Consider the following 14,519-nt stretch of genomic DNA (forward strand, 5'->3'; position numbering starts at 1 on the left):
ACCTATGACTCGATTCCGGCGATGGCGCGGGCGAAATCGCGCGCGGTGAACGGCGCGAGATCGTCGACGCCTTCGCCGACACCGATGAAGTGCACCGGCAATTTGAACTTCTCCGCAAGCGCCACCAGGATGCCGCCGCGCGCGGTGCCGTCGAGCTTGGTCATGACGAGACCGGTGACGCCCGCCGTGCGATGAAAGGCCTCGACCTGCGACAGCGCGTTCTGGCCGACGGTGGCGTCCAGCACGAGCAGCACCGCATGCGGCGCTGTCGCGTCCACCTTGCGGATGACACGCACGACCTTCTCGAGCTCGTTCATCAGCTCGGCCTTGTTCTGCAGCCGGCCGGCGGTGTCGATCAGGAGCACGTCGATGTTCTGCTCTTTCGCCGCGGTCAGCGCATTGAAGGCGAGGCTCGCCGAATCCGAGCCCTGCGCGCCCGCGATCACAGGCGTCTTGGTGCGCTCGCCCCAGACCTTGAGCTGCTCGATCGCGGCGGCGCGAAAGGTGTCGCCGGCGGCGAGCATCACCTTGCGGCCTTCGGAGGCGAATTTTTGCGAGAGCTTTCCGATGGTCGTGGTCTTGCCGGAGCCGTTGACGCCGACCACGAGGATGACGAACGGCTTCTTGGCCGTATCGATCTCGAGCGGCTTCGCCACCGGCGCCAGCACCTTCTCGACCTCGGTCGCGACCACGTCCTTGACCTCGTCGGCCGAGATCGCCTTGTCATAGCGCCCGGTGCCGACGGCATCCGCGATCCGCACCGCGACTGACGTGCCGAGATCGGCGCGCAGCAGCACGTCCTCGATGTCGTCGAGCATGGCGCGGTCGAGCTTGCGCTTGGTGACGAGGTCGGCGACCGCGGTCCCGAGCGAGGATGAGGTGCGCTTCAGCCCGTTGGACAGGCGGCGCCACCAGCTCAGCTTGGGGGTGTCAGTGGTATCGTTCATGGTGGCGGTGTGTTAGCCGTTCCGGCTCCCAAACGAAAGCCTTGACCGAAAGACTTGCAATTGCTCGATGTTCCCGAATTGACCGCCGAGGAGATTTTAGCCCGCGTGCTCCACCGCGACGGCTTGATGCTGGTCATCGACAAGCCGGCCGGCCTGCCGGTGCATCGCGGCCCCAAGGGCGGCCCCAATCTGGAAGACTCCTTCGACGCGCTCCGGTTCGGTCTGCCGCGGCCGCCGGTGCTGGCCCACCGGCTGGACAAGGACACCTCCGGCTGCCTGGTGCTCGGCCGCCATCGCAAGGCGACCGCCTCGCTCGGCCTCCTGTTCAAGCACGGCAAGATCGGCAAGACCTACTGGACCGTTGTCGAGGGCGGCCCTGCCGAGGACGAAGGCACCATCGACATGCCGCTCGGCCGGCTCAATGCCGAGCGTGGCTGGTGGCAGAAGCCCGACCCCGAGGGACAGAAGGCGATCACCAACTGGAAGGTGATGGGCCGCGGCGACGGCTTCACCTGGCTGGCCATGGAACCGGTGACCGGCCGGACCCACCAATTGCGGGTGCATTCGTCCGCGACCGGCTGGCCGATCTTCGGCGATAACATTTACGGCAACGGCCCGCGCTTCGGCGAGCCGAAGCTGCATCTGCATTCCCGCGAGATCGTGGTGCCGATCTCCCGGAACAAGGAGCCGATCCGCGTGGTCGCACCCGCCCCGCCCCACATGCACGACAAGCTCCGCGCCTGCGGCTGGAACGGGGAATAGCAGCTTCTCCCGAGCATGGTTTACGAAACGTTCAGGGCTCGCCTCTAATGATAACGGTCGCTTAGAAGAAGCTTCCGTCATTCCGCTCAGGACGAGCAGCGCGTCATGTCCACGGCCCAGCTATCGATCATCGACGAGGTCGAATCCGCGATCCGGACCGGCTCGGCGGAAAAGGGCTTGGAGACCGCACGGCGCGTCACCGACCTGTTTCTCTCCTCCGCCGGAAGCTTCAACGACGAGCAGATCGCGCTGTTCGACGACGTGCTCGAGCGCCTGATCGGCACCATCGAGCTGCGCGCCATCGCCGACGTCGCAGCGCGCGTGGCGCTGGCCGAGATCAGCGCCCAGCTCGCGCCCATCGCACAGGCACCGCCTGCTGTGATCCGCCGCCTCGCCAACAATGACGAGATCCGCATCGCCGGCCCCGTGCTGCAGGAATCCGCGCGGCTCGACGATGGCGAGCTGGTGAAGATCGCCGCCAGCAAGAGCGAGCCGCATCTGCTCGCGGTCGCCGGCCGCTGGTGGCTGAAGGAGATCGTCACCGACGCGCTGCTGTCGCGCCGCTATCCGAGCGTCAGCAAGCGTCTCGCCGCCAATCCGGGCGCGCGCGTCTCCGGCAACGGCTTTGCCATCATCGTCGGCCAGGCCGAATCCGATCCCGAGCTTGCCGTCAGCGTCGGCGTCCGCGTCGACCTGCCCTCGGATCTGCGCCGCCAGTTGCTGCGTTCGGCGACAGACGCCGTGCGTACTCGGCTGCTGTCGCGCGCGCCGCCGCATCTGTTCGAGGAAATCCAGAACGCGATCGCTGCCGTCACTGTCGGCATCGAGCGCGAGATGTCTGCTGTCCGCGACTTCGAAGGCGCCAAGCGGGCGATCGGAAATCTCAAGGCGACCGGCCAGCTCAACGAGGCGACACTGCTGAACTTCGCGCGACAGCGTCGTTACGAGGAAACCGTGGCCGCGCTGGCGGCACTGTCCGGATCGACAGTGGAGGTGATCCGTCCGCTGATGCAGAGCCTGCGCGAAGACGGCCTGCTGGTGCCGTGCAAGGCGGCGCTGCTGAGCTGGGAGACGACGGTCGCCGTGCTCGAAAGCCGCTTTGCCACCGGCGCGATGAAGCCGGCGGATGTGGCGAGGGCGAAGGGCAATTTCGCGCGGATGACGGCGGAGAATGCCAGGCGCACGCTACGCTTCTGGCAGGTAAGGGCGTCGTAGCCGGCGCAAGTTCGAGGCTCACTGCGCACTCCACACTCCGCCGTCATCCCCCGCGAAAGCGGGGGATCCAGTATTCCAGAGACGGCTGTGGGATACGGAGGGGCCGCGGCGTACTGGGTCGCCCGGTCGAGCCGGGCGACGACACCTGTTATGTGGTTAGCCGCTCGCCATCACGGCCGGCGATCGCCAATCGCACGACACTGCCGATGCGCTCGCCCGCGATAGCCACCGGCAGATAGTGCTCAGTTCGCCCCAGGCTCTCGCTCTCGACCAGCACATCGCGCGTCGCACCGATCTCGGTTTGCAGCCGCCGGCGCAACACCGCCTCTCCGGCTGCACGCAACTGCCTCGCCCGCTCCTTGATCACGGGCCTTGCCACTTGCGGCATCCGCGCAGCCGGCGTGCCGGGACGCGGCGAATACGGGAAGACATGCAGGAACGTCAGCCCGCATTCCTCGACGAGATCGAGCGAGCGCGAAAACATGTCTTCAGTTTCGGTCGGGAAGCCCGCGATGATGTCGGCGCCGAAGGCGATATCCGGGCGCAGGCGCCGTACCTGATTGCAGAACACGATCGCATCATGCCGCGAATGCCGCCGCTTCATCCGCTTCAGGATCATGTCGTCGCCTGACTGCAGCGACAGATGCAGATGCGGCATCAGCCTGGCATCGTCGGCGATGGCATCGAGCAGATCAGCATCCGCCTCGATCGAATCGATCGAGGAGATGCGCAACCGCTTCAGCTCCGGCACGTGCCGCAGGATCTGCTTCGTCAGCAGGCCGAGCTTCGGCGCGCCCGGCAGGTCAGCGCCATAGCTGGTGAGATCGACGCCGGTGAGCACGATCTCGGCATGACCGCGCTCGACCAGGGTGCGCACCTGATCGACCACGGCACCCATCGGCACCGAGCGTGAATTGCCGCGGCCATAAGGGATGATGCAGAAGGTGCAGCGATGGTCGCAACCATTCTGCACCTGCACGAACACCCGTGGCAGACCCCTCGCATAGCCATCGACCAGATGCGGCGCCATCTGCTTCACCGACATGATGTCGCTGACGGCGATTTTCTCGCCGGCGCCAACACCGAAAGCGTCGCGCGCCGCGCGCCAGGCTTCGCTTCGCATCTTGTCGTCATTGCCGACGACGCGATCGACCTCGGCCATGTCGGCGAACATCGCGGCTTGCGTCTGCGCCGCGCAACCGGTGACGACGATGCGCGCACCCGGCCGTTCACGCTTCATCTTGCGGATCGACTGCCGTGCCTGCGCCACCGCTTCGTTGGTGACGGCGCAGCTGTTGATGACGATGGTGTCGGAAAGCCCCGCGCCCTCCGCCTCACGACGGATCACTTCGGCCTCGAAGGCGTTGAGGCGGCAGCCGAAGGTGACGATGTCGACCGCCATCAGCCCACCGACGCGAACAGCGCCGGATCGAAATGGCCTTCATATTCGAAGGTCGCTGTGCCCGTCATCAGCACGTGATCGTCACGCTCGCGCCATTCGATGCCGAGCTTGCCGCCGGGCAGCGTCATCTCGACCTTGCGCTCCGTGCGCTTCAGCCGCGCTGCGGCGACCGCGGTCGCGCAGGCCGCCGAGCCGCAGGCCCTCGTCAGACCGGCGCCGCGCTCCCAGGTGCGCATGGTGATGTGCTCGCGATCGACGATATGGGCGAGCGTGATGTTGGCGCGCTCCGGGAAGATCGGATGATTTTCCAGGAGCGGACCGAATCGCTCGAGATCATAGGCGTTGACGTCGTCGACCCAGAAGATCGCGTGCGGATTGCCCATGCTGACCACGGAGGGCGAATGCAGGATCGGCTTGTCGATCGGCCCGATCTGCAATTCGATGTAGCGGGTGTCGCGAAACTCCTCCGCCAGCGGTATGTCCTGCCAGCCGAACTTCGGCGCGCCCATGTCGACGGTGTAGAGATCCGGCGCCGGGCCCTGCCAGGCATTGAGCAGGCCGGCCGCGGTCTGGAAGGTCGCCGTGGTCTGACCGCTCTTCTCGAAGATGCGGCGAACCACGCAGCGCATGCCGTTGCCACAGGCGCCGGCCTCCGAGCCATCATTGTTGTAGATGCTAATGAAGGCTTCGGTGCCGTCGAGCCGCGGCTTCTGCAGTACCATGAGCTGGTCATAGGGCACGCCGCCTTGCGCGGATGCGACCGCGCGGGCGTCTTCAGGCGTGATGCGGCCCACGGAATCGCGCATGTCGACAACGACGATCTCGTTGCCGATGCCGTTCATCTTGGCAAATGCGTGGTTGGCGAGCGCGCTCATGAAAATTCCCGAATTTCGCCCGTCTTATATGGTGATCCCAGGCCCCTTGGCCAGTGATTTACGCCCCGCGGGGCCAGGCCGACTGCCATGACGCAGACGTCATGGGACGAATTTGGCGCTCGCGTGTTAGAACGGCGAAAGCTCGCGCGCAGGGGATGCGCGACCGGATTTGGCCTTGGTAAGGCCTTGGGGAGAATAGAATGATTGGGTTTCGTCGTCTCGCTCTGGCCGCGCTGATCCCGGCAGCAGCCTTGTCGCTGAGCCTGTCGATCGTCCGGGCTCAGACACCGAGCCCGGCGCCCGCGGCCTCAGAAAGCCCCTCGCCGGTCCCGTCGGCTTCGTCCTCCCCGGCCGCAAGCGCCTCGCCCGCGGCAGCGCCGTCGCCGGCAGCCAGCGCCTCACCCGCGCCGGCGGCATCGCCCTCTCCTGCAGCCAGCGCCTCACCGAGCCCGGCGGGGCCGCCGCCCGCTGCGGCCGCCACGCCGGCCCCGGTGCAGACCGCCGATCCCTTTGGCCAGGAGACCACGCTCGAGCCGAAGAAGGTCGTGATGATCAAGGGCACGGCCAATTGGGATTCGGCCTTCGACACCCTGGTCGACGCCTTCAAGGCGCTGAACGCGGTGCTCGACAAGCAGGGCATCAAGCACGCCGGCAACGCGATGATCGTCTACACCTCGACCGACGACACCGGCTTCACCTTCTTCGCCGAAATCCCTGTCGACCAGGATCCGAAGAATCTGCCCAAGGACATGAGCATCGGCAAATCGCCTGATGGCAAGGCGCTGAAATTCGTCCATCGCGGCTCCTACGACAACATGGACAACACCTATGAGGCGATCACCAATCACCTCGACGACAAGAAGCTGGAAGCCAAGGACACGTTCATCGAGGAATACCTCACCGATCCGCTCAAGACGGCCGAGGACAAGCTCGTGATCAATGTGTTCGTGCCGCTGAAGTAAGACCGATGAAAAAGCCCGCCGCCCTCGCTGCGATCTTCGCGGCCACGATGCCGACAATGCCCGCGCTCGCCGATGACTTCCCCTCTGCCATCTCCGTCAGCGGCGAGGCGACGGTCTCGGCGGCGCCTGACCTTGCGCAGATCGACGCCGGCGTCGCCAATGACGCCAAGTCGGCCAAGGAAGCGTCCGATCTCAACAACGCGGCGATGGGCAAGGTGCTGCTGGCACTGAAGGGCGCCGGCATCCCGGAGAAGGATTACCAGACCTCGCGCCTGTCGCTGCAGCCGCAATATGCGCCGAACCGCTCAACGGGCGCTTCGCCTGTGGTCGGCTTCCGCGCCTCCAACCGCGTCACCGTGAAGATTCGCGACGTGACCAAGGTCGCCGGCGTCATCGACACCCTGGTCGGCGCCGGCGCGAACGACATCGGCAACATCTCGTTCGAGGTGACGCAAGCCTCCAAATTGCTCGACGACGCGCGCGAGCAGGCCGTCGCCGATGCCCGCCGCAAGGCCGAGATCTACGCCAAGGCCACCGGCGTCACGCTGGGCGCGCCGCTCAGCGTCTCCGAAGGCGGCGCGCCGGTGCCGCTGTTCAAGGCGCGGATGACCGCCGCTCCTATGGCTGCTCCTGCTGCGGTTGCACCGGGCGAGGAAACGCTGTCGGTGACGGTGAACGTGAGCTGGGCGATCAAGCCGAAAGAGCAGTGAGTCTCGTATCCCGGCTCTGCAGCGCACCGCAAGAGCGCTGCGCTGCGTCCGGGGCACGAGCGGTATGTGTGGAGGGAGCTAGATCTCCACCACCTGCCCGGGCTTCATCGCCACGAACCGCTCCTGCGGAATCTTGGCGGCATCGAGCGCTTCCATCAGCGCCTTCGCCGGCGCGTCGATCGCTTCGTCGGTCAGCTGAAACGTGCCGTGATGATGCCCGAGCGCTTGCTCGGCGCCGCAATCGCCGAGCGCCTTCACCGCATCCTCCGGATTCATGTGCTGGTCGCGCATGAACCAGCGCGGCTCGTAGGCCCCGATGGGGAGGATCGCCAGACGCAACTTCCCGTGTTTCTCGGCGACGCGGCGGAAATGGCTGCCATCGCCATAGCCGGAATCGCAGACCACGTAGATCTTGCCGGCCGGCGTCTCCAGCACAAAGCTCGCCCACAGCGCCTTGTTGCGGTCGAACATGCCGCGCGCGGTCCAGTGCCGGGTCGGCACCAGCGTCGCGGCGATGCCGCCGCCGAGCTCGACGCGATCGTGCCAGTCGAAGGCCTCCACCTTGATCGTCGAATCGTAGCTCCGCATCGTCACGTCGTTGCCGAGCGGGGTCACCACGCGCGGCGCAAAGTTCTTGGCGAGCCGCGACAACGTCGCGATGTCGAGATGATCATAATGGCCGTGCGAGACCAGCACGATGTCGATGTCAGGCAGCTTTTCGAAAGCGATGCCGGGATCGTTGTGCCGCTTCGGCCCGGCAAAGCTGACCGGCGAGACCCGCGAGGACCAGACCGGATCGACGAGGATGTTGAGGCCGCCGGCCTGGATCAGCCAGCTGGCATGGCCAACGAAGGAGAGCCGCACCTTGTCGCCGTCGACGCGCTCGGGCGGCGTGTCGGCATGAGGGCTCGGGGCCCACACGGGCCATTTGGCCCGCTCCCGCCCGCTGCTGAATTGCCAGCGCAGCACCTCGCGGAGCGATTTTGGCGGCGAGCCGTCCGGGTCAAAGAAATGCAGACCGTTGAAATGGTCCGAAACGGGGCCGTCATAGGTTTTCATGCTGGATATCCAGAGGGGCGGGACACCGACCAGCGCGCCGGCTCCGGCAAGCAGTCCGAACAGACGGCGGCGGGTGATTGGCACGTGGGGGGCTCAGGGTTGGTCGCGGCGGTAAGGCATCACCGGCTATATGGGCGGGGCCGCCGAAAAAGGAACCCGTCGCCGGAAAGCGCCTGCTTTCAAGGCCTTACCCTGGAAACGGCACCCCGGCGCCCTAACTTTCCTTGACTTTTGGGCGCGAGCGGCGTTTAACCCCGCCACTTTCTCGGAAAGGCTTTCTTTTCGACCCGCCGACCGGCCCTGGAGGCCGGAGGTCAACGCCCGACAGCGCGATGCGCCCTCGGGCGCAAAGGTGTTTGGAAGATCGCGTTCGAGAGCGCGGTCGTCCCCCGCGAAGGCGGGGGATGACGGCGGTGGGAGTAGCGGAGCGTTCTTCCCATCGGGAAGACAGCAACAGGACAACTTCATTGTTCGACAATCTGTCGGAACGGCTTGGTGGCATTCTCGATCGTCTGACGGGGCGCGGTGCGCTGACCGAAAAGGACGTCGACGCCGCGATGCGCGAGGTGCGCCGCGCGCTGCTCGAGGCCGACGTTGCGCTCGAGGTCGTGCGCAGCTTCACCGAACGCGTGCGCGAGCAGGCGATCGGCGCCACCGTCGTCAAGTCGGTCACGCCGGGCCAGATGGTGGTCAAGATCGTCCATGACGAGCTGATCAACACGCTCGGCGCCGAAGGCCAGACCATCGACGTCAATTCGGTGCCGCCGGTGCCGATCATGATGGTCGGCCTGCAAGGCTCGGGTAAGACCACCACCACCGCCAAGCTCGCCCGCCGCCTGGTCCAGCGCGACAAGCGCAAGGTGCTGATGGCCTCGCTCGACGTCTATCGCCCGGCGGCGATGGAGCAGCTCGCCGTACTCGGCCGCGATCTCGACATTCCGACCCTGCCGATCGTGGCGGGACAGCAGCCGCCGCAGATCGCAAAGCGCGCGCTGGAGGCCGGCAAGCTCGGCGGCTACGACATCGTGCTGCTCGACACCGCCGGCCGCACCACGCTCGACGAAGAGATGATGGCGGAAGCAGCCGCGATCAAAGCGGCTGCGAACCCGCACGAAGTGCTGCTGGTTGCGGACAGCCTGACCGGCCAGGACGCGGTGAATCTCGCGCGCTCGTTCGACCAGCGCGTCGGCCTCACCGGCATCGTGCTCACACGTGTTGACGGCGATGGCCGCGGCGGCGCCGCGCTGTCGATGCGCGCGGTCACCGGCAAGCCGATCAAGCTGATCGGCACCGGCGAAAAGACCGACGCGCTGGAAGATTTCCACCCCGACCGTATCGCCGGCCGCATCCTCGGCATGGGCGACGTGGTCTCGCTGGTCGAACGTGCCGCCGCCAATATCGACGCCGAGAAAGCCGCGCGCACCGCCGAGCGCATGCGCAAGGGTCAGTTCGACCTCAACGACATGCGCGAGCAGCTGCTGCAGATGGCCAATATGGGCGGCATCAGCGGCCTGATGGGTATGATGCCCGGCATCTCCAAGATGAAGAACCAGATCGCGGCCGCCGGCATCGACGACAAGATTTTGAAGCGTCAGGTCGCGATCATCGATTCCATGACGCGCGACGAGCGCCGTCATCCGGATCTGCTGAAAGCGAGCCGCAAGAAGCGCATTGCGGCCGGCAGCGGCCAGAGCGTCGAGCACGTCAACAAGCTGCTGAAGATGCACCGGAACATGGCCGACGTGATGAAGGCGATGGGCTCGGGCAAGCGCGGCCCGCTCGCCGGCATCGCACAGGCGATGGGCTTTGGCGGCGGCATGAAGATGCCTTCGCCGGAAGAGATGAAGGCGCTGCAGGAGAAGATGGGCGGCGGCGGACAGGGTCTGCCCAGCCTGCCGAAGGATCTGCCGCCCGGACTTCGCAGCGGCCTGCCGAACCTGCCCGGACTGACCGGGCTGAGCGGCAAGCCGACGCTGCCGGGTCTCGGCGGCTTCCCCGGCAAGAAGAAATGATGGAATTCGTCGCTCGGGATCGCACCGGTCTCGCGCAACGCGGAAATACCTATCAACCGAACAAACGTACTTTGAAGGAGAACTGAATGTCCGTCGTTATCCGCCTCGCTCGCGCAGGCACCAAGAAGCGTCCCGTCTATCACGTCGTCGTCGCCGACTCGCGTTTCCCCAGGGATGGCCGCTTCATCGAGCGTCTCGGCTATTTCAACCCGCTGCTGCCGAAGGACAACGAGACCCGCCTCAAGCTCGACATGGACAAGGTGAAGGCCTGGCTCGCCAAGGGCGCACAGCCGTCGGACCGCGTGTCTCGCTTCCTCGATGCCGCCGGCGTCAAGAAGCGCGAAGCGCGCAACAATCCCGAGAAGGCCGTGCCGCGCAAGGAGCGCAAGGCGCAGGCCGAAGCCGCCGCGAAGGCTTAAGGGCTAGGCCATGTCGGCGCTGATCTGCGTCGCGCGGATCGGCGCCGCGCATGGTGTGCGCGGCGCGGTCAAATTGTGGACCTTCACCGAAGATCCCTTTGCCGTGAAGCGCTACGGTCCGCTTCTCTCCAAGGACGGCAAGCGCCAGTTCGAGCTGGCGCAGATCCGCGAAGCCCGGGATCATCTGGTCGCAACCTTCAAGGGCGTCGCGACCCGCGATGAGGCCGAGCGCCTCAACGGCATCGAGCTCTACGTCGCGCGCGAAAAGCTGCCCGCGACCGACGAGGACGAATATTACCACGCCGATCTGATCGGGCTCGCGGCCGTCACCACCGACGGCGGCGCGCTCGGCCGCGTGCTCGCGATCCATAATTTCGGCGCCGGCGACATCATCGAGATCGCCCCGCTCAAAGGCGCGACGATGCTGCTGCCGTTCTCCAACGCCGTGGTGCCTGAGGTCGATCTCAAAGGCGGCCGTGTCGTGATCGCGCTGCCGCAGGAGATCGAGGGGGAGGATCGCAATCCTCCTTCTGCGAGTCCCGGCCTAGTGCGCAAGGCGCACGGGGGCCGGGACCCATAACCACAGGGTGTGGTTTTGGGTAAGCTGATCGCTCCAGCCTTCGCAAAACTGAGTGCGGTGGCTATGGGTCCCGGCCTTCGCCGGGACGACGAGACATTTGAGTAAAATGACCAACTCCCCACCCTGGCGCGCGACGGTGCTGACGCTGTTTCCGGAGATGTTTCCGGGGCCGCTCGGCGTGAGCCTGGCCGGTCGGGCGCTGGCCTCCGGCCTCTGGCAGATCGAGGCGCGGGATATCAGGGCTTCCGCCACGGACCGTCATCGCAGCGTTGACGACACTCCCGCCGGCGGCGGCCCGGGCATGGTCCTGCGGGCCGACGTTCTGGCGGCGGCCATCGATGCCGCCGAAATCGGCCCGGACCGACCGAAATTGCTGATGAGCCCGCGCGGTCGGCCATTGACCCAGACGCACGTGGTGGAACTCGCCCAGGGCCCCGGCCCCCTCATCGTCTGCGGCCGATTCGAGGGGATCGACCAGCGGGTGATCGATGCGCGTGGTCTGGAGGAGGTCTCGATCGGCGACTACGTGCTCTCGGGGGGCGAACTCGCTGCGATGGCGCTGATTGACGCCTGCGTCCGGCTGCTGCCGGGCGTGATGGGCAAGGAAGCTTCGGGAGCCGAGGAGAGTTTTTCCGACGGCCTGCTCGAATACCCTCAATACACGCGCCCCCAGTTGTTCGAAGGGGTTCCGATCCCGGAGATCCTGACCTCCGGCGATCATGCCAAGGTCGCCGCCTGGCGGCGGGCGCAATCCGAGGCCCTGACAGCGGCCCGGCGGCCTGATTTATGGGCCCAAATCCCGCCCAAAGCCCCGAATCGGCCCGGACGCCAAAAAACGCCAAAAAACAAGACAGACGGGTGACAAACGCTCCGGCTTGCCTTATAGGAGCGGCCACATCCGCAATGGCTGGATAGACGAATTTCGCGCAGCCCCCGTTTCTAAGGCTGGGCGCGCCGATGGAGATTTACCCATGAACCTGATCAAGCAGCTCGAGCAAGAGCAATTCGACAAGCTGTCCGCCGGCAAGGACATTCCGGAATTCGGTCCCGGCGACACCGTGATCGTCAACGTCAAGGTCGTCGAAGGCGACCGCACCCGCGTGCAGGCCTATGAAGGCGTCTGCATCGGCCGTTCCGGCGGTGGCCTCAACGAGAGCTTCACCGTCCGCAAGATCTCCTACGGCGAAGGCGTCGAGCGCGTGTTCCCGGTGATGTCGCCGATGATCGACTCGATCAAGGTGGTGCGCCGCGGCAAGGTGCGTCGTGCCAAGCTCTATTACCTCCGCAACCTTCGCGGCAAGTCGGCCCGCATCGTCGAGAAGCAGGACCGCCAGGCCGCCGTCGGCGAGTAAGCTTCGCAACCAGGCGAATATTCGAAAAGCGCGGGGCAAGAACCCCGCGCTTTTTTGTTGCGTCAGTAGCCCTCTCTCCTCGTCATTGCGAGCCACCGGGTCCGCGCGAAGCGCGGCTCGATGACAGGCTCCGCGAAGCAATCCAGGCCGTCTCCGCGGAGGGATTCTGGATTGCTTCGTCGCAAGGGCTCCTCGCAACGACGATGCCGCTAGGCTCTCGCGCTTTTACCGCTGCGTGCTATATAGCCCTAGAATGTTTCCAGATCTGACCAGCTTCGTGAGCCCCCAGCGCATCGTCATCGATGATCGCTCGCGGCTGCCTGGCCGGTTCTTCGGACGCTTCGCGACCTCGGCAACGTCAGAGCTTACGCGCGCAGCCTAAAAGCTGCGCTGACGATTTTGTTGCCCTGCGCGGCCCGCCGCGCTCATCGCTTACACACATTCCTTCGGAGCTGAAGCTCATGTCCAAGCCGACCACCCTGTACGACAAGATCTGGAACGACCATCTGGTGCACGAAGCCGAGGACGGCACCTGCCTGCTCTATATCGACCGCCATCTGGTGCACGAGGTGACCTCGCCGCAGGCGTTCGAAGGCCTGCGCGCGACAGGGCGCAAGGTGCATGCGCCCGAGAAGACGCTCGCCGTCGTCGACCACAACGTGCCGACCACCGACCGCACCAAGCCGAACCCGGATCCTGAGAGCATCGAGCAGATCAAGGCGCTCGCCGAGAACGCCAAGGAATTCGGCATCGAATATTACAACGAGTTCGACAAGCGCCAGGGCATCGTCCACGTCATCGGCCCCGAGCAGGGTTTCACGCTGCCCGGCACCACCATCGTTTGCGGTGACAGCCACACCTCGACGCATGGCGCGTTCGGCGCGCTCGCGCACGGCATCGGCACCTCCGAGGTCGAGCACGTTCTGGCGACGCAGACGCTGATCCAGAAGAAGGCAAAGAACATGCGCGTCACCGTCGACGGCAAATTGCCTGACGGCGTGACCGGCAAGGATATCATTCTCGCCATCATCGGCGAGATCGGCACCGCAGGCGGCACCGGCTATGTGCTGGAATACGCCGGCGATGCGATCCGCGCGCTCTCGATGGAAGGCCGCATGACGGTCTGCAACATGTCGATCGAAGGCGGTGCGCGCGCCGGCCTGGTTGCGCCCGACCAGAAGGCCTACGACTTCCTGCGCGACCGTCCGAAGTCGCCAAAGGGCGCGGCATGGGATGCGGCGATGCGGTACTGGGAGGGCTTGCGCTCCGACGACGGCGCGCATTTCGACCACGAGCTGCGCCTCGACGCGGCGAAGCTGCCGCCGATCGTGACCTGGGGCACTTCACCTGAGGACGTGATCTCCGTCACCGGCATCGTGCCCGACCCCGACAAGATCGCTGATGAGGCCAAGCGCATCTCCAAGCATCGCGCGCTGAAATATATGGGCCTGACGGCGGGGACGAAGATCACCGACATCAAGCTCGACCGCGTCTTCATCGGCTCCTGCACCAACGGCCGCATCGAAGATTTGCGCGCGGCAGCGAAGATTGCCGAAGGCAAGACCGTTTCCGCCAACGTCAACGCCATGGTGGTGCCGGGCTCCGGCATCGTGAAGGAGCAGGCCGAAGCCGAGGGTCTCGACAAGATCTTCATCAAGGCCGGCTTCGAATGGCGCGAGCCGGGCTGCTCGATGTGCCTCGCGATGAATCCGGACAAGCTGAAGCCGGAAGAGCGCTGCGCCTCGACTTCGAACCGCAATTTCGAGGGCCGCCAAGGCTTCAAGGGCCGCACGCATCTGGTGTCGCCGGCGATGGCCGCGGCCGCCGCGATCGCGGGCCACTTCGTCGACGTCAGGGACTGGCGCTAGGCTGCTCCCTCCAATTTGAACGAACGCGGCAAGCCGTCGTTAAGCCGCAGCGCCGACAGTGTCCTCGCGACGACCTCGCGAGGACACTTCTCATGGCCAACAAGCCTGAATATGTGGATCTGATCGGCGAGGCGACCCGCCAGGACCGGCGGCGCGCGCCGCAGCTGCACATCGTCGCCAAGCCCGAGGTCGAGGAGACCTCCAAGCTCAGCCGCTGGCCACCGGCGATGTTCAAGCAGTGGAAGATCGAGACGCTGATGCGGTGGAAGCCGTCGTCGTGGAATGTGAAGGGCTGGCTGTGAGCCATCCACCGATGTCATTCCGGGATGACGCGTAAGCGTCAGACCCGGAATAAC

The 14,519-nt window shown here is 65.6% G+C and carries 15 protein-coding genes; 11 read left to right on the forward strand and 4 right to left on the reverse strand.

Annotation, left to right across the window (positions count from 1 at the left end):
- Window positions 1-2: 2 nt before the first annotated feature.
- Window positions 3-947 carry a signal recognition particle-docking protein FtsY gene (gene ftsY / locus HYH07_RS24985; protein ID WP_220004988.1) on the reverse strand — a complete coding sequence of 315 codons (945 nt, stop codon included), beginning with the start codon at window positions 945-947 and terminating at the stop codon, window positions 3-5.
- 60 nt (window positions 948-1,007) lie between these two features.
- On the opposite strand from ftsY, the gene HYH07_RS24990 reads away from it, so the two are divergent.
- Both HYH07_RS24990 and HYH07_RS24995 read left to right on the forward strand, forming a co-directional pair.
- Window positions 1,008-1,709 (forward strand): RluA family pseudouridine synthase, encoded by a 702-nt coding sequence (locus HYH07_RS24990; protein ID WP_220004989.1) that lies wholly within the window; start codon window positions 1,008-1,010, stop codon window positions 1,707-1,709.
- A 105-nt stretch (window positions 1,710-1,814) separates the two neighbouring features.
- On the forward strand, window positions 1,815-2,924 hold the full coding sequence (locus HYH07_RS24995) for a DUF2336 domain-containing protein (protein ID WP_220004990.1): 1,110 nt from the start codon (window positions 1,815-1,817) through the stop codon (window positions 2,922-2,924).
- Between the two features lie 148 nt (window positions 2,925-3,072).
- Here HYH07_RS24995 and mtaB read toward each other — a convergent pair whose 3' ends face one another.
- Window positions 3,073-4,326, reverse strand: a complete 1,254-nt coding sequence (mtaB, locus tag HYH07_RS25000) for a tRNA (N(6)-L-threonylcarbamoyladenosine(37)-C(2))-methylthiotransferase MtaB (protein ID WP_220004991.1) — start codon at window positions 4,324-4,326, stop codon at window positions 3,073-3,075.
- On the reverse strand, window positions 4,326-5,201 hold the full coding sequence (gene dapF / locus HYH07_RS25005) for a diaminopimelate epimerase (protein WP_220004992.1): 876 nt from the start codon (window positions 5,199-5,201) through the stop codon (window positions 4,326-4,328). The genes mtaB and dapF overlap by 1 nt, the downstream gene beginning before the upstream one ends.
- 200 nt (window positions 5,202-5,401) lie before the next feature.
- On the opposite strand from dapF, the gene HYH07_RS25010 reads away from it, so the two are divergent.
- Window positions 5,402-6,163, forward strand: a complete 762-nt coding sequence (locus HYH07_RS25010) for a GyrI-like domain-containing protein (protein ID WP_220004993.1) — start codon at window positions 5,402-5,404, stop codon at window positions 6,161-6,163.
- Between the two features lie 5 nt (window positions 6,164-6,168).
- Window positions 6,169-6,873: an SIMPL domain-containing protein gene (locus HYH07_RS25015; protein ID WP_220004994.1), complete on the forward strand. Its 705-nt coding sequence runs from the start codon at window positions 6,169-6,171 to the stop codon at window positions 6,871-6,873.
- Between the two features lie 78 nt (window positions 6,874-6,951).
- Here the strand turns inward: HYH07_RS25015 and HYH07_RS25020 are convergent, their stop codons facing one another.
- The gene (locus HYH07_RS25020; protein WP_220004995.1) at window positions 6,952-8,016 is read right to left on the reverse strand and encodes an MBL fold metallo-hydrolase; all 1,065 of its coding nucleotides are present in this window, start codon (window positions 8,014-8,016) and stop codon (window positions 6,952-6,954) included.
- Between the two features lie 383 nt (window positions 8,017-8,399).
- Between HYH07_RS25020 and ffh the strand changes: the two genes are divergently transcribed.
- The 7 genes from ffh to HYH07_RS25055 all read left to right on the forward strand — a co-directional run bounded on the left by ffh (window position 8,400) and on the right by HYH07_RS25055 (window position 14,465).
- A complete protein-coding gene (gene ffh / locus HYH07_RS25025) occupies window positions 8,400-9,944 on the forward strand; it encodes a signal recognition particle protein (RefSeq protein ID WP_220004996.1) in 1,545 nt (514 codons plus the stop codon).
- Between the two features lie 86 nt (window positions 9,945-10,030).
- Entirely contained in the window at window positions 10,031-10,363 is a 333-nt protein-coding gene (gene rpsP, locus HYH07_RS25030) for a 30S ribosomal protein S16 (protein WP_057740692.1), read from the forward strand.
- A 10-nt stretch (window positions 10,364-10,373) separates the two neighbouring features.
- Window positions 10,374-10,943: a ribosome maturation factor RimM gene (rimM, locus tag HYH07_RS25035; RefSeq protein ID WP_220004997.1), complete on the forward strand. Its 570-nt coding sequence runs from the start codon at window positions 10,374-10,376 to the stop codon at window positions 10,941-10,943.
- A 106-nt stretch (window positions 10,944-11,049) separates the two neighbouring features.
- Entirely contained in the window at window positions 11,050-11,805 is a 756-nt protein-coding gene (gene trmD / locus HYH07_RS25040) for a tRNA (guanosine(37)-N1)-methyltransferase TrmD (protein ID WP_220004998.1), read from the forward strand.
- A gap of 109 nt (window positions 11,806-11,914) precedes the next feature.
- Window positions 11,915-12,295, forward strand: coding sequence for a 50S ribosomal protein L19 (gene rplS, locus HYH07_RS25045; protein WP_011083318.1), 381 nt, complete (start codon window positions 11,915-11,917; stop codon window positions 12,293-12,295).
- Between the two features lie 461 nt (window positions 12,296-12,756).
- The gene (gene leuC / locus HYH07_RS25050) at window positions 12,757-14,163 is read left to right on the forward strand and encodes a 3-isopropylmalate dehydratase large subunit (protein ID WP_220004999.1); all 1,407 of its coding nucleotides are present in this window, start codon (window positions 12,757-12,759) and stop codon (window positions 14,161-14,163) included.
- Window positions 14,164-14,255: 92 nt separating this feature from the next.
- A complete protein-coding gene (locus tag HYH07_RS25055) occupies window positions 14,256-14,465 on the forward strand; it encodes a hypothetical protein (RefSeq protein WP_220005000.1) in 210 nt (69 codons plus the stop codon).
- The last annotated feature ends 54 nt before the right edge of the window (window positions 14,466-14,519 follow it).

Origin of the sequence: Bradyrhizobium sp. BR 10261 (assembly GCF_019455395.1) — a bacterium.
In the GTDB taxonomy this organism is placed as follows: Bacteria; Pseudomonadota; Alphaproteobacteria; order Rhizobiales; family Xanthobacteraceae; genus Bradyrhizobium; species Bradyrhizobium manausense.

What these genes read in the sequence shown, in the direction of transcription:
- ftsY (WP_220004988.1), bottom strand. Translation starts at nt 947, where the DNA reads ATGAACGATACCACTGACACCCCCAAGCTGAGCTGGTGGCGCCGCCTG.
- HYH07_RS24995 (WP_220004990.1), top strand. Translation starts at nt 1,815, where the DNA reads ATGTCCACGGCCCAGCTATCGATCATCGACGAGGTCGAATCCGCGATC.
- mtaB (WP_220004991.1), bottom strand. Translation starts at nt 4,326, where the DNA reads ATGGCGGTCGACATCGTCACCTTCGGCTGCCGCCTCAACGCCTTCGAG.
- dapF (WP_220004992.1), bottom strand. Translation starts at nt 5,201, where the DNA reads ATGAGCGCGCTCGCCAACCACGCATTTGCCAAGATGAACGGCATCGGC.
- HYH07_RS25010 (WP_220004993.1), top strand. Translation starts at nt 5,402, where the DNA reads ATGATTGGGTTTCGTCGTCTCGCTCTGGCCGCGCTGATCCCGGCAGCA.
- HYH07_RS25015 (WP_220004994.1), top strand. Translation starts at nt 6,169, where the DNA reads ATGAAAAAGCCCGCCGCCCTCGCTGCGATCTTCGCGGCCACGATGCCG.
- rpsP (WP_057740692.1), top strand. Translation starts at nt 10,031, where the DNA reads ATGTCCGTCGTTATCCGCCTCGCTCGCGCAGGCACCAAGAAGCGTCCC.
- rimM (WP_220004997.1), top strand. Translation starts at nt 10,374, where the DNA reads ATGTCGGCGCTGATCTGCGTCGCGCGGATCGGCGCCGCGCATGGTGTG.
- trmD (WP_220004998.1), top strand. Translation starts at nt 11,050, where the DNA reads ATGACCAACTCCCCACCCTGGCGCGCGACGGTGCTGACGCTGTTTCCG.
- rplS (WP_011083318.1), top strand. Translation starts at nt 11,915, where the DNA reads ATGAACCTGATCAAGCAGCTCGAGCAAGAGCAATTCGACAAGCTGTCC.
- leuC (WP_220004999.1), top strand. Translation starts at nt 12,757, where the DNA reads ATGTCCAAGCCGACCACCCTGTACGACAAGATCTGGAACGACCATCTG.
- HYH07_RS25055 (WP_220005000.1), top strand. Translation starts at nt 14,256, where the DNA reads ATGGCCAACAAGCCTGAATATGTGGATCTGATCGGCGAGGCGACCCGC.